We start from the raw sequence: 24484 nt of genomic DNA, 5'->3' as shown, positions 1-24484 counted from the left end.
TANNNGTCTCGGGTTACCCGACAGACGGCATGTGTTGCGGTCGCGGGGTGTCCGCCAAGCCGTGGCTCTCGGGCGTCCGGTGTTCGCGGGGGAATCGTTGGTGGCCAACAGAAGGCGTGCTCGGAGGGCACTCGTTGACGTCGAGGTGGTGGTCGCCTTGCCGGGCCATTCTTCGGCTTGGTGGGGCGGGTTGCGTGGCGAAACCGTTCTGCGGTGTCGGGGCGGAGACCCACCAAGCCGTGGGACCGGGCCACTGATCGACCGGAGGGTTCGGTCGAGTGTGGGGGCTTGCGGTTTGGCGGGTGGTCGTGTTCTGCGGCTTGGTGGGTCTTTCTTCCTGTTGGGTGGTTCGTGTTGCGGTCGCGTACGTCGCCCCACCAAGCCGTACGTCTCGGGTTACCCGACAGACGGCATGTGTTGCGGTCGCGGGGTGTCCGCCAAGCCGTGGCTCTCGGGCGTCCGGTGTTCGCGGGGGAATCGTTGGTGGTCAACAGAAGGCGGCACTCGTTCTCACAAGGCCGAATGGGGTGGCGCTGGGCGAGGCAGTCCACCGCGTCTTCGTTGTGGGGGCATGAAAAGACCCCGATCGGAGTGAACCGATCGGGGTCGTTCTGAGCGATCAGGTGACCGTCAGGCTGTTAGACAGCGATTTCCCAGCTGTTGAGCGTGCCGGTGTCACCGGAGTACATGTCGGTGACCCGCAGCGTCCAGTTACCCGCGGCGGCGCCGGAGGCGTTCACCGTGTAGGTCGCGTTGACGTTGTCGGCACCGTCACTGATGTTGGCGCTCTTGAGCAGGTAGACCGTGCCGCCCGGGGAGACGAGCTCGATCTTGAGGTCACCACGGTAGGTGTGGGTGATGGCCACCTTCACCGAGACCGTGCTGGCGTTGCCCTCGCAGGCCACGGCCAGCGGGGAGTTGACCGTGGCGCGGTCCGCGATCGCCTGGGAAGAGGTCGAAGCCGCTTCGCAGTCGCCCGGCGGGTCGACGGGGCCGCCGCCATCGTTCAGGTATTCGATGTTCAGCAGCAGGTTCGGGCTGCCCGTTCCCGGGTTGCCGACGACGCCCGAGAGGGCGTTGCCGGTCAGCGCGGTGCCGACCTGAGCCGGGGTGGCCGAGGGGTTCTCACCCAGGTGCAGCGCAGCGGCGCCCGCGACGTGCGGGGTCGCCATCGAGGTACCGGAGATCGTGTTGGTGCCGCCGTTCAGCCACGCCGAGGTGATGGACACGCCCGGAGCGAAGATGTCGACACACGGTCCGATGTTGGAGAAGCTCGCCCGGTTGTCGCTGGAGTCGGTGGCACCGACGGTCAGCGCGGTCGGGGTGGAGCCGGGGGAGCCGTTGCAGGCGTTGGCACCGGAGTCGTTACCGGCGGCCAGCGCGTAGGTGACGCCCGACGCGACCGAAGCCGTGACGGCGTCGTTGACGGACTGGTCGAAGCCGCCGCCGAGGCTCATGTTCGCGACAGCCGGGAGCTGCGCGTTCTGGGTCACCCAGTCGATACCGGCGATGACGCCGGCGTAGGTGCCCGAGCCGGAGCAGTTCAGGACGCGAACGGCGACCATGTCGACGCTCTTCGCGACGCCCCACTCGTCGCCACCGATGGTGCCGGCGACGTGGGTGCCGTGGCCCTGGCAGTCGCTCGCGTCATTGTCGTTGTCGACAGTGTCGCGGCCACTGGTCATGCGACCACCGAAGTCGGGGTGGTCCAGGTCGGCACCGGTGTCGATGATGTAGGCGGTGACGCCGGAACCGGCGGAGTCCGGGTAGGTGTAAGAACCGTCGCCCGCGGTCGGGGTCTGGTCGATACGGTCCAGGCCCCAGGTCGCGCCGGTCTGCGTGCCGGCGATCGTGACCTCGGCGTCCTGCTCGACGTACTCGATGGCCGGGTTGGCCGCGAGCGCCTTGGCGTCGGCGGCGGACATGTCCACCGCGAAGCCGTCGATCGAGCGGAACGTGTCCGTGATGGTCGCGTCGTAGTCGGCGAACAGGTCGGTGGCCGAAGCCGTCGACAGTCCGTCGTTGAGGGCGACGATGTACTTGCCGTCGATGGCGTTGGGGTTCTCAACACCCAAGACAACGCCCTCGGCGTGTGCCGGGGTGCTTCCAAGCGTGGCAGCGGTGAGGGCGGCGGCTGCCGCTACACCGATCGCTGCCGCGATCCTCTTCGTTGACATGTAGTCCTCTCCCTGGTCGGGTGAGGGTGACCGTTCGGGTACGGCTTTTGAGGGCAGTACCGGTCTGGGCCACCGGTTCGCCCCTCCTCGCGGATGGGGCGCGGCTCGCGGGCACGAGCCTGAACGAAGCTTAAGAGGAGTTAGATTGCTTGTAAAGATATGTACATGCCTCACTTTCTTATATGTGTCTAAAGTTCGTTACGTCGAGTTCACTGAACGAAACTATTGGGGCACAGGGGATTTCGGAGTCGTAAATGCCCAAAATGGGCCGTATCGCTCACCGAGAATTCAGCTGATCAGACGAGGTGGATGCACCGTCGCACACCTTGCGATTGCCTACGGGCGTGTCGCCGACCCGCCGGTAACCTCCGCGCCCGTCGTACCTCGGAAATCAACACATCCACGATGGAATCCACAATCGATACGCCACTGTGGTCCAGCGTGGTTCGTCCCCGGGGCGAAAAGAGAGGCGGCCCCGTCATCGCGGGGCCGCCTCGGTCGAACCGTCGTTCTCACGTCAAATGAATCTGCCGGCGCCGTAATACGGGGTCGCCGCCTGATCGAGTGGTTCGACCTTGACGACGTCACCGAAGGTCGGGGCGTGAACGACGTACCCGTCGCCGATGTACATGGCGACGTGTTGCAGGCCGTTGTAGAACACCGCGTCGCCGGGCTGGAGTTGGTCGCGGCTGATGTGCATGCTCATGTTGTACTGCGCCGCAGCGTTGTGCGGCAGGTTGATGCCCAGCTGGCGATACGCGTCGAGGATCAGACCCGAGCAGTCGTATCCGCCCGGCCCGGACGCGGCCCAGACGTACGGCTTGCCGCGCTGCGCCATCGCCTGCGACACGATCTTCCCGCGGTCGCCCGGAATGTAGTCGGGGACGTAACCGGCATCCGGTCCGAAGGCGTCCTTGCGGTCCTTCTGGAGCCCTTCGATGCCTTCGGTGATCGTGTCCTTCTTCTCCTGCAGGAGCTCTTCGCTCTCCGCCAGGTCGACGCGCAGGTCCTCGAGGACCGCCAAGTCCTCGTCGTACTTGGCCTTCTTGTCGACGATCTTGCCGATGATCTCCGCCGTCGACGCGGACACGCCGTCGAGGAGCGTTATGCGGTCGACGAAGCGCTCGGGCGTGCCGGCGTTGAGGAACGCCGACATCTCGCTGAGGCCCTGCTGCTTGTAGGCGGCGGTGGCGAGCCCCTCGGTCGAGTCGTACAGCTCGTCCAGTTCCTCTTCGTACGGCGCGAGCTTCTTTTCCAGCTTCTTGATCTTGGATTTCGTCTTGGCGAGGTCTTCGCTGATCGCGTTGTAGTCCTCGACGATGCCCTCGAGCTCGTCGGCCTCCTTTTCGATCTCTTCTTCGATCTTCCCAATCTCGTCATCCGGGTCAGCCGCCGCCGGCGCGGCTGCCCACGAGAATGCGATGACACCGGTCAACGCCACGATCAACACGCGGCCTAGACCGGATCGACGTACGGTCACGAGCGACGCTCCTTTGTTGTGGCCCAGGGGTCGGGTCCTGCCGTGCCGGAGGCGAACTCTGGGGGAGTGCCTCGATGGGGGCGCACGGGCGACCATCGGCGAGGTTAGCGCATCTCGGCCACCGCAACCAGACCACTGCCCGACGGATCCAGTCTCGTCACCATCCGCCACGACATGACGGACAAACTGTGTGACTCGAGGTCGTTCCGTCGCGTCATTCGGTACGATCGCCTCGTCATGAACGATCGATTCGAAACGCGCCCGCGCTGTCGCTGTTGTTAGTACAGCGACAACTCAAGCCTGCGCGACATCGATCCGTTCGTCCCGTCCTTCGCGACGCGTCGTATTCGCGCCTCCTCTTCTGGTCACGACGTTCTCGCAAAGGTCCTCACCATGAGTCTCACCACCGCAGATTTGTCCACTGTGACGCAGCGAATGGCGTCCGAGCTGCCGTACCCGCCGCGTTTCCGCCGATCGGGTCGGACGGCGCGGCTCCTCGGCACCGTCGACGGCGTCGAGCTGTGGATGCTGTGCTGGCTGCCAGGTCAAGGCACCGGCCTGCACGACCACGGCGGCCGGCGCACGCCCGTTCCCGCCGCCTTCACCGTCGTCTCCGGGGCGTTGACCGAGTTCACGGTCGCCCCGGGGGAGTTCCCGACCCTGGACCGCCGGACCTTCCGTGCCGGGCAGACGACGACCGTCGGGATCCGCGACATCCACGCGGTCATCAACCGGGGCAACGTTCCCGCCGTCAGCGTGCACGCCTACGCGCCACGACTGTCCATGATGCGCAGTTACCTGTTCGACGAGACGGGGCTGTGGCTGGCCTCGATCACCCGCGCCGGAGACGATTGGTGAGGTCGTCCGAACGGCTCTGAAACCCGTTCGTTCGTTGGTGCCGGTGACGCGAATATGCTGTCCGCCAACGATTCCGTATGGGCGAGGCGCACGAGGGACTCTGACCGCCTCCATGGGCGGCAATCCATCTCGTCTACCTGCATCGTCGCGCCGGAGGAATGATCGGCAGCCTGTCCCATCTCATCCGGGGCGCAGCGATCATGGCCCTGCCTGCCTCCACTTGATGATCGCCGGCACAGCGGTGATCGCGGCCAACACGAACGACCCGATGCCCGACAGCTCATTGGCCTTGTTCGTGCCCACCCCGCCACACAGAACACGCTGATTCCCGCCGCCAGCAAGAACATCGAACCGTACAAACCGCGTTGACTCACCCCACCATCGTCCACACCCCACCGAATCCTGAACATCCCCAGCAAGCCCCAATCGGTGCCACCGTCGGATCAACTGGCCTATGCCGACGCCCTACTCCGTGTCTCATCGACTGGTCGCACCACAGGTCACGACACCCCACCCGCGTCGACAAACGAGGCAGGACGTCCACCGCTGCGTTTGGCACTATCGCCGGTCCATGCGAGGCCGCGAGGAACTCGAATACGTCGGGCCAGATACGCCGAACGGTAACGAACCGTTGTTGCCGCGATCCCGCAACAAACGTCCCAGGCTTTGCATCGCACCGGTGTTACCGGCGTCCGAGGCCCTACGCAGCCACTCTTCCGCGTCGTCGAGGTCGCCGCGATCCCGCAACAGGAGTCCCAGATTGTGCATCGCGCCGGTGTGCCCGGCGTCGGCGGCCTTGCGGTACCACTCCTCCGCGTCGTCGAGGTCGCCGCGATCCCGCAACAGGATCCCCAGGTTGAACATCGCCCATTTCTCGCCGGCGTCGGCGGCCTTGCGAAACCACCCTTCCGCGCTATCGATATCCCGCTCCCACACCAAGAGCCCGAGATCAACCATCGCGCCGGTGTGCCCGGCTTCCGCGGCCTTGCGGAACCACTTTTCCGCTTCGTCGAGGTCGCCTTGTTTTTGAGCCATGGACCCGAGGTTAACCATTGTGTCAATGTCAATGGCCTCTGCTTTGTCTGACTGCTGCTGGGATTTGTCGCCGCGCCAGCGCTCCAGATCTTGACGGGTGGCCAGGGTGTCGGAGTGATCGGGGCCCAATACGCGCTCCAGGTCCGGCAGCAGCGCTTCGAGGTCGGCGATCGCGGCCTGTGGTCCGGATTCCGCACCGCGCCATTGCGCCAGATCCCGACGAGTGGCGAGGGTGTCGGGGTGATCGGTGCCCAGGACGTACTCCTGGTCGTCTCGCAGGCGCGCCAGTTCTGCGACCGCTGTGGCCGGGTCGCCCAAATTCCCGTGCCGCCACGCGAGCGTGCGTCGGGCGGTGAGCGTGAGGGCGTTGGTGGCACCGAGCACCCGTATCTGATCGGGCAGCAGTGGTTCGAGTCTGGCGGATTCCGCGATCGGATCGTCGGCCTTCATGACCGAGTTGATCGCCCATGTACCTCTACATAGGATGGCCATGAAGTGATCGCGGCCGAGCGCGTCTTCCAGGTCCGACAGGGACCGTTCGAACTCGTCGGCGTCGCTGATCGTGTCCAGGGTGATGCGAGAGAACAACAGCATGCCGCGGGCGATGAGCGTGGAGGTGTGATCCGGCCCCAGGGCCGCTTCGGTGGCGCGCCATGTCTGTTCGTACGTGGCGAGTTCGGCTGTCGGCCCCTCGGCCTTGCCGCGCCACGTCGCCAGCTCCATCCGGATGCCGAAGACACTCGGATGGCCGGACCCGAGCGCGCTCACAGTCTCTGCGATCAGGGGTTCGAGCTCGCTGACGGCCGTTTCCGGTCCGTCGGCCTCCCCGCGCCACGCCGCCAGGCGCGTGCGGGTCTCGAAGACCTCGGGATGTTCGGCGCCCAGCAATCGTTCCTGCGAGTGCCGGATTCGTTCGAGCTCCTCGCGTGCCGCGCCGATATCGCCGGACTTGCCACGCCGATCAGCCAACGCTCTTCGAGTCCGGAGTGTTTTCGGATGTTCGGCGCCCAGCACGCACTCGCTGTCCCTGAGCACTTGGGAGAGTTCGTCGATCGCGGTTTCGTCCTCGCGGCGCAGTCGCGCCAGATCGTGCCGGACGTCGAGGGTCGCGGGGTGGACGAAACCGAAGACCCGCGCGAAGTCCTCCCTCAGTCGTTCCAGCTCGGGAATCACGATGGCGGCTTCGTTGAATTCGCCGCTCGCCTGTGCCTGTTTATGCCGCACGTCGAGTGTGAGCCGGTGCTCGGGGCCGCTCAACTTCGTGAACTGGACCGCCAGATTCCTCAGCTCCTCGGCCGCCGCGAACGGGTCAAGAGTTTGGGCGCCCAGATGAGCCAAGGTGACGCCGACGCAGAGAATTCTGAGATCTTCGGCCTGCTCCAGGTCCTGCCGCAGTTCCAGCAGTTCGCTCGTCGCGGTGAACGTGTCCCCGTCTTCGGCGCGCCATTTCGCCAGTTCGTGCCGGGCATCGAAGGTGAGGTCGTCATCGTGACCCCAGACGCGCGTCGCGGCGGCGATCAGGTCCTCCAGTTCGCCGATGGCGGTGGAGTAGTGGCCGGCCTCGCCGCGGAACCGCGCGAGTTCGTATCGGGCGGTGAGCGTGGCGCGGTCATCCGGACCGAACTGTCGTTCGAGGTCGTTCCACAGGTCCGCGAACTCCTCGATCGCCCCGGCGTAGTCACCGGCTTCACCGCGCCCTTTGGCTCGCAGGTGACGTTCCTCCGCGCCTTCGTCGGGTTGCTGCCGGCGCGTCGGTCCGGTGGGCCATTTCGTGGTGCCGCCCTTGGCATCCGCGGCGTCGCCGGGTCGCGGTGGCATACCGGCCGCGAGCAACTCACCGATTCCGGCGCCGGTGACACGCTCGCGCGGGTCGCGGGTGAGGAGCCCGTCGATGATCGTGGACAGTGGAGGCGGGCAATCGACGGTCGGGATCGGATCGACCACGATCGCGCGCATCGTGGACGCGGGTGAGTGTCGCGCGAACATGTTGTTCCCGGTGACGAGATGGCGCAGCGTGACGCCCAGCGACCACCAGTCGCTGCCCGCGTGGGGCGCCTCGCCGTCGAAGAGTTCCGGGGCCATGTAGGGGCCGGTGCCCATGGTGCCGGTGCGCGTCAACCGTGGATCGTCCAGTGTGTGGGCGATACCGAAATCGACCAACTTGATCATGTCGCGGGGCAACAGGTGGATGTTCGCGGGCTTGACGTCGCGATGCACGATTCCCATGGCGTGCGCGGTCTCCAAAGCCTCCCACAGACCGCGCGCGATCGTCAGGACCCGCTCCGGGGACAGTGGACCATTCGCGGCGAGCGCGTCCTCCAGAGTGGGCGCCGCGATCAACTCCATCACGAGGGACACGGCGTCTCCATCGCGTTGCGCCGGAACGATGTCATGGATCGCCACGACACCGGCATGGTTGATGCGTCCGGCGTTGCGGGCCTCCGCCAGCGCCCGTTGCCGGTACACGAGCCGTTCCTGCTCACCGAGTCCAAAAGGGGCGTATATCTGCTTCACCGCGATGTCACGATCGATCAACTCATCGCGCGCGTGCCACACCACGCCCATGCCACCTCGGCCGATCACCTCGATCAATCGGTATCGACCCGCCACCAACGCTTGCTCACCGGATGTTTCCTCCATCCGCCCTCCCAACCCTGTGGACACCCATTATTCGTCAACGTCGATTACAGCGCCAGACGGAGCCGATCGCGATCCGAGCCGGGACGAGGTCGTTGTGACCGTCGCTAGGGGACGATCGAATCCGTGACGGCGGGAGGAACGCCATCCCAGTCGCCGACTCCGGTTGGACCGTCGGTCGGAAGACGTCCCTGAGACCGTCTACCTTGGAGCGACAGACGACCACGCCACCGTCAACGTCCCGTCTCTCCGCCGGGCGGGCGGTTCCGCGACGGGCCAACCGGCCGCCGCCACCGTGTCCACGCTGCGCCGCCAGCGATCCCGCGCGCCGTAGACGCCGCTCGTCGCGAACCGACGCCACGCCCCGGACAGTTCCGCGATGAGCGCGTGGACGGGTTCTCCCGGAACATTTCGATGGATGAGGGCCTTCGGAAGGCGCTCCGCGAGGGTGTCCGGCGTATCGAGGTGATCGAGGTCGGCGGCGAGGGTCAGGCTCACCGGGCCGACGCGATCGAGCAGGACCCACGACGCGTGACGTCCCAGCTCGTCGCAGGTTCCCTCGGCGACGCTGCCGCCCGGGGCGAGCGTGTCGCGCATCAGCCGCCACGCGTCCGGGACGGCGGCCTCGTCGTATTGCCGCAGCACGTTCATGACGCGGACCAGGTGCGGGTGGAACCCCGCCAGCTCGAACCCTCCGATATGGAACTCGAGGCCGGGTGCGGCGCTCGCGCGCGCCAGCGCGACGCGCGCGGGGTCGATCTCCAGACCGACGACGGTCACGTCGTCACGAATGAGGGCGAGCCGCCGTCGCCATTCGATCGTCGTCACCGGAGTCGCGCCGTAACCGAGGTCGACGGCGAGCGGGTTCCGGACGTGGCGGAGCACGGCGGCCGCGCGCGGCGTCCACCAGCGATCGAGAAGCCGCAGCCGATTCGGATTGGTCGTGCCACGGGTGATCGTGCCGTGGGGCCGCCGTGGGTTCACGGCACGAGATTAGCCAGGTGTGGACGGCGGTGCGATCGCCGCCCACACCGGTACGTCCTCACAGGTACTGGCCGGGACCGTGCTCGTCGTCGTCCCCGCTGGCCGCGAGCAGTTGAGCCACACCGGGCGGGACCTGCCCACCCGACGGCAGCGCGGGCACGCCGCCTCGACGCATCTGCTCCAGCTGCATGCGGGCCGCCATCTGCTGCGCCATGAGCGCGGCCTGGATCCCGTGGAAGAGACCCTCCAACCAGCCGACGAGCTGGGCCTGCGCGATGCGCAACTCCGACTCCGACGGCGGGTCCTCACCGTTGAACGGCAGCGACAGCCGTTCCAGTTCGTCGCGCAGTTCCGGCGCCAGGCCGTCCTCCAGCTCCGCGATCGACCGCGCGTGGATCTCCTTCAGGCGGCTGCGCCCCGCCTTGTCGAGCGGCGCGGCGCGCACCTCCTCCAGCAACTGCTTGATCATGCTTCCGACGCGCATCACCTTCGCCGGCTGTTCCACCAGCTTCGCCGGGTCTCCCGACTCGCCGGTCTCGGGGTCGACCTCCATCGTGCCGACGGGCTTGCCGTCGGGCCCCATCACGAGGACCGTCGCCTGGGTTTCGCCTTCACGTTCGGTCTCGTCGTCGACCGGTTGGGCGTCGTCGGCGTCGTCATCGCGGTCGGGTTTGGTCTGGTCGTCAGTCATGAGTCGTCGTCCCCAAAAGTCGTTTACCTGAGGTTGTCCCGTTCACGGGCCGACCTCTTGCCTCTTCCGAGCTTAGAGGCTGTCCGGTTACTCAGCGGCGCGGCTGGGGCGGACCGTGGACGCGAACTGTCCGCCTCGGCGGGTCGGCTCGCGCGCCGAGGCGGTTCGTCCAGGGGTTCCTCAGCCTTGGTCGGGCTTCGGCGCCGCCCGAAAACGGCCGTAGTCCGGGCTGCGCTTCTCGGCGAACGCCGTCGCGCCCTCGGCGGCCTCCTCACTGTGGCTGAAGACCTCCAGCCCGTCGAACGCCAGGTGCGACAGCCCCGACAGATGATCGGTGTCGGCGTTGAACGAGTGCTTCAGGAACCGCAGCGCGGTCGGTGACAGGGCGTTGATCCGCCCGGCGCGTTCCCTGGCGGTCGCCATCAGTTCGCCCGGTTCCGTCACCTCGTTGACGAGGCCCCAGCCGAGCGCGGTCGCGGCGTCGATCTGTTCGCACAGGAACCACATCCACCTCGCGCGTTTCTCGCCGATGACCCGCGCCAGGTACGCCGAGCCGAAGCCCGCGTCGAAACTGCCCACGCGAGGGCCCGCCTGCCCGAAGCGCGCCGTCGACGACGCGATCGACAGGTCCGCGAGGACGTGCAGGACGTGCCCGCCGCCGATCGCGGCGCCGTTGACCGCCGCGATGACGGGTTTCGGGATGTCGCGGATGATGCGGTGCAGGCGTTCGATCTCGAACGTCCCCCACTCGGTCTCGCCGTAACCGCCGGTGCGGGCGCGCTCCTTGACGTCACCGCCCGCGCAGAACGCACGGTCGCCCGCCCCGGTGAGGATGACGGCGCCGACGCTCGGGTCGGCCCACGCGGACTTGAAGGCCCAGATGAGCTCGTCCACGGTGTTCCCCGTGAACGAGTTCATCGCATGTGGACGGTCAATGGTGATGGTCGCGGTATGGTCGGCGACCTCGTAACGCACATCGGTCAACTCACGCATCACACCACGGTAGGCGACGCGTGACCCCGGCGCTCGCCCCAGGACTATGCGGAGCGTGGAATGCGGGTCGCCATAATAGAACTACGAAGCTGAGCCAGTGCCGTCACCGTGTCGGTGCGCTTGGCCTGAAACATGTGCCGGTAGTTTGTGCGCAGGCTCTCTTCGGAGTCAGTCGCAACGAGAAGCACCTCGATATCGGTGTCTTTCCGATGCCGTTCCTCTGCCTTGGCGTACGCAACTGCCGCGATGTCGCCGTTGCTGAAACGGTTGACGGAGGTGTTGCCATTTCGCGTGTAGTCAGCGATAACGAGGAACCAGGTTTCAGCTCCCATGACACCTCCTCAAACAGCCGTGGATCTCGTTGATCGAGGTCAAGCCTAGCCAAGTTCGGCAGCGAGTTCGCTGAGGCTGCGGAGTGCAGCCTCATCCGCGTTGCCGTGCTTGGCGTCCTGGCCGGTGTCTCGATCCCAGCGTTCGACAAGTTCTGCCCAGGAGTGTTGTCCCCGTGTTCGCAACTGGATTTCGACTCGGTGCTGATCACGTGTCGCATGAATATGCAATGCCCGATAGCCGGTTGGTTGGGGATGAGTGTTGTAGTCGTATACGTCGCTCGCGTTGAACATGAGGGATCGATGATGGGTTGCCAATCTCTCTTTCAGTCGGTAGACGTCGTCGAGTCCCCCGTCGAGCACGACCCGACACCCAGCGATGTCAGCCATTATGGAGAGTCGCGTCTGGGAGTCCACGAGCTTCTTGATGATCGACGGCAGCCGTTTGGCTCGTGCCATGACCCGTCCATTTGGATCAGACCTGAGCTGAGACTGCACCGTAGAGCGCAACCCCATGCGAGTTGCCTCCATGGGTGTGATGTGTTGACTTCTCCAAGAGTGCAGGATTTGGTATGCCTCGGCGACCTTGGATGGGGACGGTGCAGCCGACTCGATGAGATGATCACGGGATTCCTGTTTGTGAACGAGACAGTCTCTAAGTGACCTATTGGTCGCTTTATGAATCTTATGTACGCCGATCGTCGAAGCCGGATCGGGTTTGAGCGCCCCGAACCGCGTCCCGTCGGCCACCTCGGGGACCCTCGAATGCCGGTAGGGTCTGCCGTATGAGTGAGGATGTGCTGGAGCGGGTCGCGCCCGCGGGCCGAGCGCTGGCGTACGGCGGGGACCCGAACCAGCTCATCGAACTGTACACAACGGAGGGTCGACCCGGCGCCGTCGTCGTCTTCCTGCACGGCGGGTTCTGGCGCGACGCCTACGATCGCGTCCACGCCCGCCCCCTCGCGAACGCCCTCGTCGAGCACGGTTACGCCGTCGCCCTCGTCGAATACCGCCGCACCGGCGGAGGCGGCGGCTGGCCGTCCACCTTCGACGACGTTCGCCGCGCCGTCACCGTGCTCCGCCACGACACCGACCCGCGCGTCCCACTGATCCTCGCGGGGCACTCCGCGGGCGGGCACCTCGCGCTGTGGGCGGCGTCAACATCCACCCGCTTCGCCGGCGTGGTCGCGCTCGCCCCCGTCACCGACCTCGTCGCCTGCGAGACCGACGGCGTGGGCGGCGACGCCGTGACGCTCCTGCTCGGCGGGACGCCGACCGAACAGTCGACGCGGTACGCCTCCGTCGACCCGATGGCTCTCGACGCGCTCCCCAACGTGTCCATCGTGCACGGCGTCGACGACTCCGAGGTCCCCGTCGACATGTCGCGCCGCTACGCCAAGGAAAAGGGCGCCGACCTCGTGGAAATGTCCGACACGGGCCACTACGAACTCATCGATCCGTTGAGCCGACAATGGACGACCGTTCTCGACGCCATCGCCCGAACGGTGACGAAACACCGGGCCGCCATCGGCGAAGGTGTATGATTCGTCCGTTCATTCGGGCGCTCTAGTACGGGAGGTGATCGCTACCGTGACCTACACGAGCGAACCTCCGAGTCCGTGGCCGCTGGGCATCTAGCCGCCGCCGAACTCATCGTTTCCCGGCCGACGTCGACCCCAGCGGTTTCTCGTTGTCGACTTCCCGTATCGCCGAAGGAAACCCGTCATGTCCGACTTCCGCGCGCTCGCACGCCGCGCCTTCCGCAAGCCCGTCGTCCGTAATGTTCCGACGGCACGCCCACAACCGCTGCCCGAGTCGTCGCCCGTCGGCGCCACCCCGAGCCTGATCGACTCGGCGCTGTATCGCGACGGCCATCGTGTGTCCACACCGGACTCTCTCGCCGAGACGTACCGCCTGGCCCGCGCCGACCCGTCGACGATGGCGTGGATCGGCCTGCGCAAACCATCCGCCGCCGAACTGACGTCGCTGGCGGGCGAGTTCGACCTTCACGAACTCGCCCTCGAGGACGCCCTGGAAGCACACCAGCGCGCGAAGCTCGAACGCTACGGCGACACCCTGTTCGTCGTGCTGCGCGCCGCCAACTACCGCGACGCCACGGAGACCGTCGAGTTCAGCGAGCTGCACATCTTCGTCGGCCCCGGCTTCGTCCTCACCGTCCGACACGGCGACGCCCCCGACCTGTCCGCCGTCCGCCGCCGCATGGAGGCCGAACCGACCCTGCTCGCGCTCGGGCACGAGGCCGTCCTGTACGGCATCTTCGACGCCATCGTCGACGGCTACGCCCCCGTCGTCGCGGGCCTACGCAACGACATCGACGAGATCGAGACCGAGGTCTTCGGCGGCGACCCGGCCGTGTCCCGACGCATCTACGAACTGTCGCGTGAGGTCGTGCAGTTCCAGAGAGCCGTTCGGCCGCTCGCACCAATGCTGCGCGCCCTGATGGCGGGCTTCGACAAGTACGACATCGACCCGGAACTGCGCCGATACCTTCGTGACGTCGCCGACCACGCCGCGACCGTCATGGAACACGTCGACGGTTTCAAACAGGCGCTCGCCGACATGCTCACCGTCAACGCGACACTGGTCGCACAGCAGCAGAACGCCGACATGAAGGTGCTCACCGAGGCCAGCTACCAGCAGAACGAGGAACTGAAGAAGATCTCCTCCTGGGCGGCGATCCTGTTCGCGCCCACCCTGATCGGCACCGTCTACGGGATGAACTTCGACATCATGCCCGAACAGCATTGGCGGTTCGGCTACCCGATGGCGCTCGGCATGATGGCCGTGACCTGCGTGGCGCTCTACTGTGTCTTCAAACGCAAGGGCTGGTTGTTACCGTCCGTCCCTCGCGGGTGGGATCGTTCGGAACGTCAACGACACCCGTCGCGAGCGCGGAACACGCCCGGCCGGACCCGGGTCGCTGCGTCGAGGCGCGATGCCGTGCTCCCACAGGTGCCGAGCGTCCCCGGCCAGTAGGCAGAGGCTGCCGACGGCGAGCGGGACGGCCGCCCGACGTCCATCCTCGGCGTGGGTGAAGTCCATTTCGCAGGCGGACCCGAGACTGACCGTCGCGACCACCGGGCCGAAACACGGTACACAATCGACATGCGCGCTGATGCCCTGGCCGGGTTGGTACTCGTTGACGATCACCTGATTCGGCTCGGCCATGCGGCTCTCGTCCGCGAGGCGGCGCACGAGTGGGGCGATCCAGTCCGGGATCGGCGGCGCCGGAACGGGACTGACCGTGCGGCGGACGTAGTCGTATCGATGTCCATAGTGCTGCACTCGCCGTCGCAGGGTGCGCTCCCACTCGGCCGCGTCGGCGTGGGCGACGAGCGCGTCGCACTCCTCGGCCGTCAACCATTCAGATACATAGGACAGACCCGGAACCTTCATGGCATCACCGTATGCGGTGCCTATGACGTCGATGGCTTTCCCGGCTTGGTGCGTCTCTCCTCCTGTTGGTGGTTCGTCTTGCGGTCGCGTACGCCGCCCCACCAAGCCGAAGGAGGGTCGCGTCTCGGTTGAAGGGCCATTGGGTGCCGTCTTTCCTGTCGTACCTGGAGGAACGTCGAGCCGGTAGGACGACGGCGTCCTCCCGAAGGAGGAGTCGGGTTCCGAAACGAGGAGGAGGTGGCGGGCCGAACCCGCTCATACCGTTGCGGCATGCGAAAAGGACTGTTGCTCTCGACCGCACTCTTGGTGGGCGCGTTCGGCCTTCCATCGGCCGCCGCGGCCGACACCGACGGCCCCGACATCGACCCCGCCCTCATGGAATCCACTCTGGATGAACTGTACGACGCCGTCGACGCGTCCGTCCTCATCGAGGTCCGCGACGGCGACGAGGTGTGGACCGACGCCCGTGGCGACCGCGACCCCTGGACCGGCACCGACACGCGGCCAACGGATCGCGTTCGCCTCGCGTCCCTCACGAAGAGCATGGTGACGACCGTCGTCCTGCAGCTCGTCGACGAGGGGACCTTGTCCCTCGACGACACCGTCGAGGAACACCTGCCCGGACTGCTGCCGTACGAGCAGGACTTCACTGTGGACCAGTTGCTCGGTCACACCTCCGGAATCCCGGACTACTTCGGCGCGATCTATCCGTCGCTGTACGAGCTGTCCGCCGACGACGTCCGCACCAACCGGTACGACCATTACGCGCCAGAGGAACTCATCGAGGCCGCCACCGCGAATCCATTGTGGTTTGCGCCGGGCAGCTCGTGGGGCTACTCCAACACGAACTACTACATCGTCGGCCTGATCCTGGAGAAGGCCACCGGTTCCAGCCTCGAATCACTCGTCACGAAGCGGGTCGTCAAGCCCGCCGACATGGACTCGTCCTACTTCACGAAGTGGTTGCCGTTCCTGGTGTGGCCCGCTCCCAGCGGCTACTTCGCCACGGGTGAGCCCGACGACCCGCGCATCGACACCTCCGGTCTGTCTCCGAGCCAGATGTGGGCGGCCGGTGGGATGGCGGGCAACCCACGCGACGTCAACCGCTTCTTCCGCGCCATGTACGACGGCACCCTGCTGCCGCCCGAGCTCGCCGAACAGGCGATGACGCCGAGCGCGCAGTCCGGCGGCTACTACGGTCTCGGCACCGAGAGCCTGGACCTCGTCTGCCCCGGAATGCCCGACGGGCGGGCATATGGCCACACCGGGGGCGGCCTCGGCTACAGCACGCTCTCCTTCCACTCGGTGGACGGACAGCGCCAGGTGACCCTGACGTACGCGGCCGACCTGCAGCTCGCTCCGACGGATGAACTCCAGCAGGCCGCCGTGCGGACCCTGATCGCCGGGTTGTGCTCGATCGACGTGAGCGCTCCGGCGGTCGCCCGCACCGCGACGCTTCCGACGGTCGCCGACATCGACCGGATGTTCACCGACCGTCCGATGTGATCATTGTGATGCGGAAGGGGCGGCACGCCAACAGGTGTGCCGCCCCTTCCGTCGTGTCAGGTCACGGCGTGTTGTTGGCGAGCGCGATCAGGCGGTCGCGGCTGCCGTTCCACACGTTGACGTCGCACGGCGCTCCCACTCCGGGAACCGATCCGGTACTGGTTCCGTCCCGAGCGTGATGGTGAACGGTTTCGTCGCCGCGCGAGCGCGGTGGCCTCCGTCGTCGGGGTCGCCGACCGTGAGCGGGAGGCCGTTCAGCGTCGCGCCGGCCGTCCCGGGATGGGACGACCGGCGCGGCCGAGAACTCTATGGGTGAACCGATGTGGACTCTCGTCCTACACCAGTCGCACGTCTTCGACGTTGACGTACATGACCCGGTTTCCGAGCTGGATCTGGTAGTACTCGCGGTCGCCGTTGACGACGACGTTCGGTCCCTCCAGGGTCTTGGCCCAGAAGTACTGCGAGTCGAAGCGGTCCGCGACGGAGTACTTCTGACCCTCCTTCAACTTGTACGGGAGCACGCCCGGGATGACCGGATCGATGCCGGTGCCCTCGTAAGCGGCCTCCTCGGGGTAGGCCACACCGTAGACGGGGATGTCGTCCCGCTTCGGCGTGATCGCCTTGCCCTTCGCCGGGATCAGGGTCGGGTTGTCGGCCGGGTTGTGGATCCAACCCTTCTGGCCGAGGTACCAGACCGCCGTCCAGTCGCCCTGACGGTCGGCGACGGCGAACTTCTCACCGGTGCCGGCGCGCGAGCTCAGGTCGTTGACCCGGATCGTTCCGGGCGCGCCGCTCGCGTCGATGCCGATGTCGTTGAGCAGCGGGGCGTCGAACGACGGCTCACTGTAGAGGAACACCGTCGACGACGGGCGGGACGGGCACGGCTCGGTCGGGGCGGCCGTGTTGCAGCCGATCATGACCGGGCGGTTCGTCTCGAAGTCGGGAGCGACAGTGACGAGCTGCGTCTTTCCGCGAGCGGGCTTCAGCGGGGCGTCGAGAAGATCGAAGTAGTGAGCCCAGTCGAAGTACGGACCGGTGTCCCAGTGCATGCCGCGAATGTTCGCCGTCGTCGTGCCGGGAACGTTGTCGTGGCCGAGGATGTGGGCGCGGTCGCGCGGGATGTCGAAGCGGTCGGTCAGGTAACGGACCAGCTTCGCCGACGAGCGGTACATCGCCTCGGTGTACCAGGAGCCGTCGGCCGCGTAGCCCTCGTGCTCCAGGCCGATCGAGTGCGAGTTGACCGACCAGTTGCCCGCGTGCCAGGCGACGTCCTCGGGGCGGATGTGCTGAGCGATGTGACCGTCGGCGGAGCGCAGCGTGTACTGCCAGCTCACGTACGTCGGGTCCTGGACCATCGCCAAAGTGCCCTCATAGGACCCTTCGGTGTCGTGGATGATGATGTACTCGATCTTCATGTCATCCGGACGGTTGCCCTGGTCGTGGTTGCCGTAGTCGCCCGGGCCCTCGCCGTACTGCTCGTACGGGGCCGGGATCCATTCGCAACCGAGGCGCCGCGGGCAGTCCGTGCGCACCCGGTCCGATGTGTCGGCATCCACCATGGACGTGTCGACCTCGACGGTCGACGGGGCCAGCGTGACGACGCCGTCGTCGGTCGTCATCGTCGCGCCCGTGCTGAGCACGTCGTACACCTCGTCGGCGTACGCGGCGGCGGTGACCTCGTCGGTGGCCTGCGAGTAGCGGGCGACCGCGCCGTACCAGTCGCCGGCGTCGTCGGACAGGGCGCCGAACTCGGACTGGTAGAGCGCGAGGAGCGCCGCGCCGCCCCGAATGTTCTGGGCGGGGTCGGCGCGCAGGATGTCGGCGTCGACGTCGATGAGGGCCGCGGCGGTGTCGATCGTCTGAAGGCTCTCGGCCGCCTGGGGCGTCGCGCTCGGGGCGGACAGCACCTCGGGGGCGGTCATGGGGCGGCGCTCGTCTCCGCGAGCGTCGTCGCCGGTGTGGTGGTTCTCGTCGCCCTGCGCGCGGGTGTAGTCCACGTCGGTCAAGTGCATCGGGCCGAAGCCGCCGCTCGTGCTGTACTCGCCGTTGTGGTCCTCCCACCGCGATTGCAGGTACGACACGGCGAGCAGGAGTTCTTCGGGCACGTTGAACTCGTCGGCGGCGGCGGCGAACTCGCCCTGGCGGTCGCTGGGGGCGGCGGCCCCGGCCGGGACGACGCCTCCTGCGGCGGCAACGCCCGCCGAGAACACGACGGCCGCGGCGAGTGCCAGCGTCCGTCTACTAGAGAGGGAACCCATCTAGACTCCTCAATCAGTCTGAGGTGGACGCCCGTGCGCGATGCGGCCGCGTCGGCGCGCACCCGTTCGCCGTGACGTCCGCGAATGAGAATGGTCAATCCCGGCATTTCAACACGCCAGTCAATAAGACAGCCATGATCGACGTGCCTTCACGCCTGGCGAACGGCGACGGCATTCCACCCACTGAGACTCCCTGTTCCGCTTGGTTGGGCAAAAGTTCCGCTTGGTTGGCCAAATTGCGAAAACACGCCTGTTTCGAACATTTGCCCAACCAAGCGGGACGTTTAACCAACCAAGCGGGACGTTTAACCAACCAAGCGGAGAGTACCTGTGGGGGGTATGAGGTGGTGGTGGGAGGAGAGAGGTCAGGCGAGGGGGACGTTCTTTGCGCTGGCGGTCACGACCATCGCGTTCTTCTCCAGGCGGAGGTCCTCCAGCACCAACCCGTACGGCATGGCAGGCATCGGGATGTCGCGGTTGAACGACGCGGCGAAGGCGTCGACGATCGGTTGCGCGCCGGGGGGCAGTGTCATGCCGTCGGCGGTGAAGCCCTGCGACTGGATCACGAGCGACTGACCGTTGAAGCTGACGGTGGCGGTGCCCGCGACGGGGATCGGCTGCCCGGCGACGTCGACGGTCGCCTTCACCGACAGCATCCCGTCTCCTTCGGGGGTGACGGTGACGCCGGACGTCGACTCGAGCTCCGTCGTCAACGACTCGTAGGAGATCTCGCCGCGCGCGTTCATCGTCGCCGCGACGATCGGGCCGCTTCCGGACATGACGTCCGACAGGGCGGCGGTCACGCCGTGCGCCGTGACATGCAACTTCGGGACGACGAAGCCGTCGGCGCCGACGTTGTTCAGCGTCATGTCGATCTGGTCGTACTCGCCGCCGAAGACCTGCGTCAGGAACGGGAAGCCCCCGATGTCCACTTCGGGTGGTCGCTGTGATTCGATGCCGCTCTCGGACGCCTTCGCGGCGATCAGACCGGAGATCTTGTCCTCGGCGACGGCCGCGGCGATTCGGTCGGCGATCACCACGAGACCGATCAGCACGGCAAGGCTCACCCCAAGCGCGATGAGTCTCTTTCGTCGACGTGTGGCCATAGTGGGGGGTCTCCTCGTCTCTCGAACTCCTCCCACGGTAGCCGCCGGTGGCGAACGCGATGAGAGGACCGCGCGTCCGTCGCGCGGTACCGGGCCACGCGCGGAGACGTCGGTTCGGTTGTCGGCGGCGTGGAGTCGGCCCGCGCGAACCTGGTCGGGGAACGGCGGATCAGAAGGCGCGGACCAGGTAGAACACCCCGAGCAGGTACAGCACCGGGGCGGCCGCGCCGAAGGCCAGCAGGGGACCGAGGCCGTATCGCAGGGGCCACGGTGCCTCGCCGTCACCCGCGATGCGGCGACCCGCGTGCGTGTAGCCCGCCGCCAGGTCACCGAGCACGCCGACGAGACCGACGACGAGCCCGCCGAGCGCGGCCTTCTGCGGCGTCAGGCCGTCGAGCAGCACGCCGGCGTACGCCGCCATCGCGGTCCCGACCATCGCGCCGATGACGACGCCGAACGCGCCGCGCGGCACCTGCCGGTTGATGCGCGGGTTCGGCATCGTGATGTCGATGGCCCGCGCGGCCATGACGGCCGTGCCGATCGCGATGGCGCCGATCGCGAGTGCCTGGCCCCCGCCGGGGTGCCGGACGAGTCCGATCAGGGTCGACATGCCGACGGCGATGACGGCGACGGTCACGCCCGTCGCCATGCCGTCGGTGAGACCCCGGCGTCCGCGCGTGCGGGCGAGCTGTCCGACGATCGTCGCGAAGAACACGGCCGCGACGACGTACGCCAGATAGTCCAATTGCAACGGTTGAGTGTAGACGGCGATCCCGTCGGCGGCGATGGACGCGCCGATCCCGACCGCGATCGCGGCGGGGCGGGACACCGAGCGTCGCAGCAGCACGTACGCGACGACCAGGAGGATCTGCATCGCGAGCACGATCGCGGCGATGAGTCGCAGCTCCAGGCCACCGGACAGGACGAGCCCAGCCGTGAGCGCTCCGGCGATCGCGATGGCGAAGGCTGCGGTCCACCGACGCGGTGTCGGTGGCGGCATCGTCGGGTCGTCGCCGTGGGTGGAGACCTCCCCGTCGATCGGGGGCATGGGGATTCCCCTGGCGGGCGTCGCCTGCATCCGCGGGACGATCGGTCCGGTGTCTCCGCCGCTTCGACCGGCGACGGGGCCGGGCCGTCCCACGACCGGGCCTGGACGCCCGCCGACGGGGCGGGGAGCGTCGTCGTGTCGACGTGGTTCGTCCTCGGGGCGACCCCACGGCGAACCGCGTCCGGGCGGGGGGCGTTCGCCGCGCGGGGGAACCGCCGGGAGCTCGGATGTGGAGTCGTCGCCGGGGGGCTGCGACCAGAAGGGTGGTCGCGATGGTCGGCGGCTCGGGTCAGTCACGCGCCCAGATTACGTGTCTCCGCCGCGCATGGGGTGGTCGGCGGCGGCTCCGTGACGGTCAGTCGCGACGACACCGTGCCGCGTTGCCGGTCATCGACGGGACGCTTCGGCGTGGCGAGGTGGTGAGTACCAGGGGAACCGCTGCGGCCCTTGGCTTTCCGCTCGGTGCGATACGAGACGGGTGGACGGCCGGCGCCGCGACCGTCCGACGGTGGACGACGGCGTCCGCGAAAACCCATGGCGGGCCGCCGAACTCGGGCGATAATTCACGTGGGGCACCGGTGCGGGTGCGATCACTCGATGTCGACGCGAGGGCTTGCGATACTATGGCTGGCATTCCACCGCCCGCCGATGCAGCCGGGTCCGTCGACACCCTTGTGTAACCGCGGAGGAATCACGTGGACATCGTCATCCTGACCACCCTCGCCGAGCCCGATTCGGCGGGCACCGTGCTCCCGTCACTCGATCTGTTGCCGCATGAAGCCCGCTGCACGCGTCCCGACGTCGGGTCGCTGCTGACCGCGCCGCAATGCCATCTGCTCCTGATCGACGCCCGCACCGACTTGGCCGACGCCCGCTCGACGTGCCGGATCCTGCGGACCACCGGCATCTCCGTCCCTCTGGTCGCCGTCGTGACGGAGGCGGGTTTCGCCGCCGTCCACCCCGACTGGGGCGTCGACGACGTCATCCTCAGCGGCGCCGGACCGGCCGAAGTGGAGGCTCGGTTGCGGTTGGCGATCGGGCGCACCGACATCACACCCGACGTCGGCCAGTCCGTCATTCGCGCCGGTGAACTGCTCATCGACCCGGACACGTACGCGGCGAAGCTGAAGGGCCGCCCGCTCGACCTGACGTACAAGGAGTTCGAGTTGCTGCGATTCCTCGCGCAGCACCCGGGGCGCGTCTTCTCCCGGGACCAGCTCCTGCGGGAGGTCTGGGGCTACGACTACTTCGGCGGCACCCGCACCGTCGACGTCCATGTGCGACGGTTGCGCGCCAAGCTCGGCAGCGAACACGAGGCCCTCATCGGCACGGTCCGCCAAGTCGGCTACAAGTTCGTGACCCCACCGGCGAAACCGCTCCCCGAGGACGCGAGCCTGACCGTCTAGTTGTTCCGCTGCAAGAGATTTCGGCGGACGATCCTCGCTCGCGATATCACCACCGTCGTGGTCCCATGACGAGCGTCGCCGGGTCGGTGCTGGTCCATTGGTTGTCGTTTCAGGTCGGCCGTCTGGTGTGAGGGATACGCGCCCGCCTTCCCTTGCGCCCCTGGTCTTCTGGACGTGCCCGGGTCGCGGCGAGTCACGGCGTCCGCAGGGTTCCCGGTTGTTCCGTCGACGGGCGCGTGTCATCATGGTCGGCATGTGCGACAACCGAAAGGCCCATGCCGCGTAAGCGTCCCGGCGCGCTTCGCGCCGCTCCCGCAACCGCGTACCCCCGACGCCGCCGAGACATCCCCGGACTTCCGTCCGCGGTGAACTCCGCGATCCGGCGCGTCATCGACGACTCCGCAGTGCTCGGACCCGAGGTGTACGACGCCTACGAGACCTGGGCGCGGCTCGCCGCCCGGTCCGGTCCGACCTGGCGCCATCTCGACGTCTTCTGCCCGTGCTGCCACCAGGGCGGCCACCCGAGGGACGTCCTCGATCGCCTGGCCCGACGGCTCCCGGGCAGTGCGGCCCGCACCTTCGGCCGCCGACTGGCCGGAATGGACGAACGCATCGTGCGTCGAGTCATTCCCGACCCGTTCGCCCCGCCGGGGCCGTGGTGGCGGCGTTGCCACGAGTTTTCATGAAACGGCCACCGTGCGAGCCCCTCGACGGCGGCGCGTCCCCACATCGCCCGCGCGGCAGGCGAAAGGCCGATGCCGCGTAGACGCCCAGGCGCGTTGCGCGCGAGCCCGCGAGTCATCATCTTCAAGCACCGTCGCCTGCGTCGGCTGTCCCCGAGGACGACGGCGGCGATCCACAGCCTGAGACGCCGACTGGCCGGGAACCCCGACATCCCGGCCGCGTACGAGATGTGGCGCGAGCTCGCCCATCGGAAGGGCAGGTCGGCGATCTACCCCGGTTCGCTCGGCGCCACCGACTGCCCCTGCTGCGCCCTCTTCACCGAGCACCCTCGCGACATCCTGGAACGGGCGCTGCACCGGCTTCCCGAGGGCGCCGCGCGGGAACTACGCGTCGAGGTGAACCGACTCGACGAACGAATCGAGGCACGGACGGTTCCCGATCCGTTCGCCCCGCCGGGGCCGTGGTGGCGGCGTTGGCAGGAGCTGCCGTGACACCCCTCCCACCCGATGATTGTGACGGGCCCATCACGCGGAGAGTGTCCATCGTGCCACCTCTACCATTCATGACATGGCAGATCTGATTTCGTTTTCCCGTGGTGCGCCGAGCCTCGACATCGTCGACATCGACGGTCTCAAGGCCGCCGCCTCCGCCGCCTTCGACACCGACCCGGCCCGCGTCACCGGATACGGGACCGCGGTCGGCTACCCGCCGTTGCGCGAGTGGATCGCCGCCAAGCACGACGTCAACGTCGACCGCGTGATCGTCACCAACGGTTCGCTCCAGGCCGACGCGTTCCTGTTCGACGCACTCGTCACGCCCGACACCAACGTCGTCGTCGAGCGCCCCACCTACGACCGGACCCTCCTGGGGCTTCGCAACCGGCGCGGCAACCTCGTGCCGATCCCCGTCGAGGACGACGGACTCTCGATAAAGGACCTTGAACAGGTCATCGACGGCGGGACGGTCCCCGCGCTCGCGCACATCATCCCCAACTTCCAGAACCCCGCCGGGGTGACGCTGTCGGCCTCCAAGCGGACCCGCCTCCTCGAACTGTCGCGCGAGCACGGCTTCACGATCTTCGAGGACGACCCGTACCTCGACATCCGCTTCCGTGGCGAGGGCCTGCCGACGATGCTGTCGCAGGACGAGAACGTCGTCTACGCGTCGTCGTTCTCCAAGACGGTCTGCCCCGGCGTCCGCGTCGGCTACCTCATCGCCCCTACCGATCTGATCAAGCGCATCACGACGATGGCGACCAACACCTACATCGCGCCGAACATGCTCGCGCAGGCCACGGTGTACCAGTTCGCGCGGTCGGGCGCCCTCGCCGCGTCGATCGCGAAAGTCCAGACCGCGCTCAACGAACGCGCCGACACGCTCGCCACGTCGCTGCACAGGCACCTGCCGAACTCGACGTTCACCGTCCCCGACGGCGGGTACTTCCTGTGGGTCGACCTCGGTGAGGACGTCGACGTCGCCCGGCTCGCCCCCGCCGCCGAGAAGCGCGGCGTTCAGGTCGTCAAGGGCAGCGACTTCGTCCTCGAAGGCGGACAGCACTCGTTGCGGCTCGCCTTCTCGGCGGTCGCGGCCGACCGAATAGACGAAGGGGTGCAGCGTCTCGCCGCAGCCATCGACGACAGTAAGCGAATAGACACTATTTCGTTACCCGTAAGCGACCAAATGCGACGGATCGTAATCGGTTCCGCCGCAGAGGGTGAAGCTACTTTGGCGTAGTTGCGCCATGGCGGAGAACCGCCACACCCTAGGGTTTGCAACCACGCCGAACACCGATAAGAATCACAGACATGAGGCGCGTACGGCTAGCGCCTACGGAGGCTTTACCCCCGCCCCCCCATGTGGCGTCGGGTGGCGCAC

At 67.2% G+C, this 24484-nt stretch carries 18 protein-coding genes and 3 pseudogenes; 8 read left to right on the top strand and 13 right to left on the bottom strand.

The annotated features are described in order from the left end of the window. Positions 1–638: 638 nt before the first annotated feature. A complete protein-coding gene (locus tag ACM9NP_RS20280; RefSeq protein ID WP_415648338.1) occupies positions 639–2177 on the bottom strand; it encodes a S8 family serine peptidase in 1539 nt (512 codons plus the stop codon). A 517-nt stretch (positions 2178–2694) separates the two neighbouring features. After that, positions 2695–3657 carry a C40 family peptidase gene (locus ACM9NP_RS20275; protein ID WP_415648337.1) on the bottom strand — a complete coding sequence of 321 codons (963 nt, stop codon included), beginning with the start codon at positions 3655–3657 and terminating at the stop codon, positions 2695–2697. 393 nt (positions 3658–4050) lie between these two features. Here ACM9NP_RS20275 and ACM9NP_RS20270 point away from each other — a divergent pair, with 393 nt between their 5' ends. Beyond that, positions 4051–4515, top strand: a complete 465-nt coding sequence (locus ACM9NP_RS20270; RefSeq protein ID WP_415648336.1) for a cysteine dioxygenase — start codon at positions 4051–4053, stop codon at positions 4513–4515. A 558-nt stretch (positions 4516–5073) separates the two neighbouring features. Here the strand turns inward: ACM9NP_RS20270 and ACM9NP_RS20265 are convergent. The 6 genes from ACM9NP_RS20265 to ACM9NP_RS20240 all read right to left on the bottom strand — a co-directional run bounded on the left by ACM9NP_RS20265 (position 5074) and on the right by ACM9NP_RS20240 (position 11643). Next, entirely contained in the window at positions 5074–8190 is a 3117-nt protein-coding gene (locus ACM9NP_RS20265; RefSeq protein WP_415648335.1) for a protein kinase domain-containing protein, read from the bottom strand. Positions 8191–8388: 198 nt separating this feature from the next. Then, on the bottom strand, positions 8389–9171 hold the full coding sequence (locus tag ACM9NP_RS20260) for a class I SAM-dependent methyltransferase (RefSeq protein ID WP_415648334.1): 783 nt from the start codon (positions 9169–9171) through the stop codon (positions 8389–8391). Positions 9172–9229: 58 nt separating this feature from the next. Next, positions 9230–9862 carry a bacterial proteasome activator family protein gene (locus ACM9NP_RS20255; RefSeq protein ID WP_415648333.1) on the bottom strand — a complete coding sequence of 211 codons (633 nt, stop codon included), beginning with the start codon at positions 9860–9862 and terminating at the stop codon, positions 9230–9232. Between the two features lie 180 nt (positions 9863–10042). Beyond that, a complete protein-coding gene (locus ACM9NP_RS20250) occupies positions 10043–10855 on the bottom strand; it encodes an enoyl-CoA hydratase-related protein (protein ID WP_415648332.1) in 813 nt (270 codons plus the stop codon). Positions 10856–10899: 44 nt separating this feature from the next. Next, positions 10900–11187 (bottom strand): hypothetical protein, encoded by a 288-nt coding sequence (locus ACM9NP_RS20245; RefSeq protein ID WP_415648331.1) that lies wholly within the window; start codon positions 11185–11187, stop codon positions 10900–10902. A 45-nt stretch (positions 11188–11232) separates the two neighbouring features. Next, entirely contained in the window at positions 11233–11643 is a 411-nt protein-coding gene (locus ACM9NP_RS20240; protein WP_415648330.1) for a RelA/SpoT domain-containing protein, read from the bottom strand. A gap of 326 nt (positions 11644–11969) precedes the next feature. Between ACM9NP_RS20240 and ACM9NP_RS20235 the strand changes: the two genes are divergently transcribed. Then, positions 11970–12728, top strand: a complete 759-nt coding sequence (locus ACM9NP_RS20235) for an alpha/beta hydrolase family protein (RefSeq protein WP_415648329.1) — start codon at positions 11970–11972, stop codon at positions 12726–12728. Between the two features lie 181 nt (positions 12729–12909). Further along, positions 12910–14181 carry a magnesium/cobalt transporter CorA gene (corA, locus tag ACM9NP_RS20230; protein WP_415648328.1) on the top strand — a complete coding sequence of 424 codons (1272 nt, stop codon included), beginning with the start codon at positions 12910–12912 and terminating at the stop codon, positions 14179–14181. Here the strand turns inward: corA and ACM9NP_RS20225 are convergent. Next, a pseudogene (locus ACM9NP_RS20225) lies at positions 14128–14601 on the bottom strand (alpha-ketoglutarate-dependent dioxygenase AlkB); the annotation flags it as partial. The gene corA and the pseudogene ACM9NP_RS20225 overlap by 54 nt on opposite strands. Before the next feature lie 270 nt (positions 14602–14871). Between ACM9NP_RS20225 and ACM9NP_RS20220 the strand changes: the two are divergent. Continuing rightward, positions 14872–16107: a serine hydrolase domain-containing protein gene (locus ACM9NP_RS20220; RefSeq protein WP_415648327.1), complete on the top strand. Its 1236-nt coding sequence runs from the start codon at positions 14872–14874 to the stop codon at positions 16105–16107. A 61-nt stretch (positions 16108–16168) separates the two neighbouring features. On the opposite strand, the pseudogene ACM9NP_RS20215 reads toward ACM9NP_RS20220, so the two are convergent. From ACM9NP_RS20215 to ACM9NP_RS20200, 4 genes and pseudogenes are all read right to left on the bottom strand, one after another. Then, positions 16169–16270 (bottom strand): annotated as a pseudogene (locus ACM9NP_RS20215) (hydrolase); the annotation flags it as partial. A 172-nt stretch (positions 16271–16442) separates the two neighbouring features. Then, a complete protein-coding gene (locus tag ACM9NP_RS20210) occupies positions 16443–18365 on the bottom strand; it encodes an N-acetylmuramoyl-L-alanine amidase (RefSeq protein WP_415648326.1) in 1923 nt (640 codons plus the stop codon). 365 nt (positions 18366–18730) lie between these two features. Beyond that, the gene (locus ACM9NP_RS20205; RefSeq protein ID WP_415648325.1) at positions 18731–19471 is read right to left on the bottom strand and encodes an LmeA family phospholipid-binding protein; all 741 of its coding nucleotides are present in this window, start codon (positions 19469–19471) and stop codon (positions 18731–18733) included. A 169-nt stretch (positions 19472–19640) separates the two neighbouring features. Beyond that, the gene (locus ACM9NP_RS20200) at positions 19641–20549 is read right to left on the bottom strand and encodes a hypothetical protein (RefSeq protein ID WP_415648324.1); all 909 of its coding nucleotides are present in this window, start codon (positions 20547–20549) and stop codon (positions 19641–19643) included. 665 nt (positions 20550–21214) lie between these two features. Here ACM9NP_RS20200 and ACM9NP_RS20195 point away from each other — a divergent pair. The 4 genes and pseudogenes from ACM9NP_RS20195 to ACM9NP_RS20180 all read left to right on the top strand — a co-directional run. After that, entirely contained in the window at positions 21215–21925 is a 711-nt protein-coding gene (locus ACM9NP_RS20195; protein WP_415648323.1) for a winged helix-turn-helix transcriptional regulator, read from the top strand. A 275-nt stretch (positions 21926–22200) separates the two neighbouring features. Next, positions 22201–22611, top strand: coding sequence for a hypothetical protein (locus ACM9NP_RS20190; RefSeq protein WP_415648322.1), 411 nt, complete (start codon positions 22201–22203; stop codon positions 22609–22611). Between the two features lie 69 nt (positions 22612–22680). Beyond that, entirely contained in the window at positions 22681–23100 is a 420-nt protein-coding gene (locus tag ACM9NP_RS20185) for a hypothetical protein (RefSeq protein ID WP_415648321.1), read from the top strand. Positions 23101–23176: 76 nt separating this feature from the next. Then, a pseudogene (locus ACM9NP_RS20180) lies at positions 23177–24241 on the top strand (aminotransferase-like domain-containing protein); the annotation flags it as partial. Positions 24242–24484 lie beyond the last annotated feature (243 nt).

This window comes from Stackebrandtia soli, assembly GCF_965137155.1.
GTDB lineage: Bacteria > Actinomycetota > Actinomycetes > Mycobacteriales > Micromonosporaceae > Stackebrandtia > Stackebrandtia soli.
This window is presented reverse-complemented; position numbering and strand designations above follow the sequence as displayed.

Coding starts and splice junctions, on each gene's coding strand:
- ACM9NP_RS20280 (WP_415648338.1), bottom strand. CDS start 2,177: ATGTCAACGAAGAGGATCGCGGCAGCGATCGGTGTAGCGGCAGCCGCC.
- ACM9NP_RS20270 (WP_415648336.1), top strand. CDS start 4,051: ATGAGTCTCACCACCGCAGATTTGTCCACTGTGACGCAGCGAATGGCG.
- ACM9NP_RS20265 (WP_415648335.1), bottom strand. CDS start 8,190: ATGGAGGAAACATCCGGTGAGCAAGCGTTGGTGGCGGGTCGATACCGA.
- ACM9NP_RS20255 (WP_415648333.1), bottom strand. CDS start 9,862: ATGACTGACGACCAGACCAAACCCGACCGCGATGACGACGCCGACGAC.
- ACM9NP_RS20250 (WP_415648332.1), bottom strand. CDS start 10,855: ATGCGTGAGTTGACCGATGTGCGTTACGAGGTCGCCGACCATACCGCG.
- ACM9NP_RS20245 (WP_415648331.1), bottom strand. CDS start 11,187: ATGGGAGCTGAAACCTGGTTCCTCGTTATCGCTGACTACACGCGAAAT.
- ACM9NP_RS20240 (WP_415648330.1), bottom strand. CDS start 11,643: ATGGCACGAGCCAAACGGCTGCCGTCGATCATCAAGAAGCTCGTGGAC.
- ACM9NP_RS20235 (WP_415648329.1), top strand. CDS start 11,970: ATGAGTGAGGATGTGCTGGAGCGGGTCGCGCCCGCGGGCCGAGCGCTG.
- corA (WP_415648328.1), top strand. CDS start 12,910: ATGTCCGACTTCCGCGCGCTCGCACGCCGCGCCTTCCGCAAGCCCGTC.
- ACM9NP_RS20220 (WP_415648327.1), top strand. CDS start 14,872: ATGCGAAAAGGACTGTTGCTCTCGACCGCACTCTTGGTGGGCGCGTTC.
- ACM9NP_RS20210 (WP_415648326.1), bottom strand. CDS start 18,365: ATGGGTTCCCTCTCTAGTAGACGGACGCTGGCACTCGCCGCGGCCGTC.
- ACM9NP_RS20205 (WP_415648325.1), bottom strand. CDS start 19,471: ATGGCCACACGTCGACGAAAGAGACTCATCGCGCTTGGGGTGAGCCTT.
- ACM9NP_RS20200 (WP_415648324.1), bottom strand. CDS start 20,549: ATGCAGGCGACGCCCGCCAGGGGAATCCCCATGCCCCCGATCGACGGG.
- ACM9NP_RS20190 (WP_415648322.1), top strand. CDS start 22,201: ATGCCGCGTAAGCGTCCCGGCGCGCTTCGCGCCGCTCCCGCAACCGCG.
- ACM9NP_RS20185 (WP_415648321.1), top strand. CDS start 22,681: ATGCCGCGTAGACGCCCAGGCGCGTTGCGCGCGAGCCCGCGAGTCATC.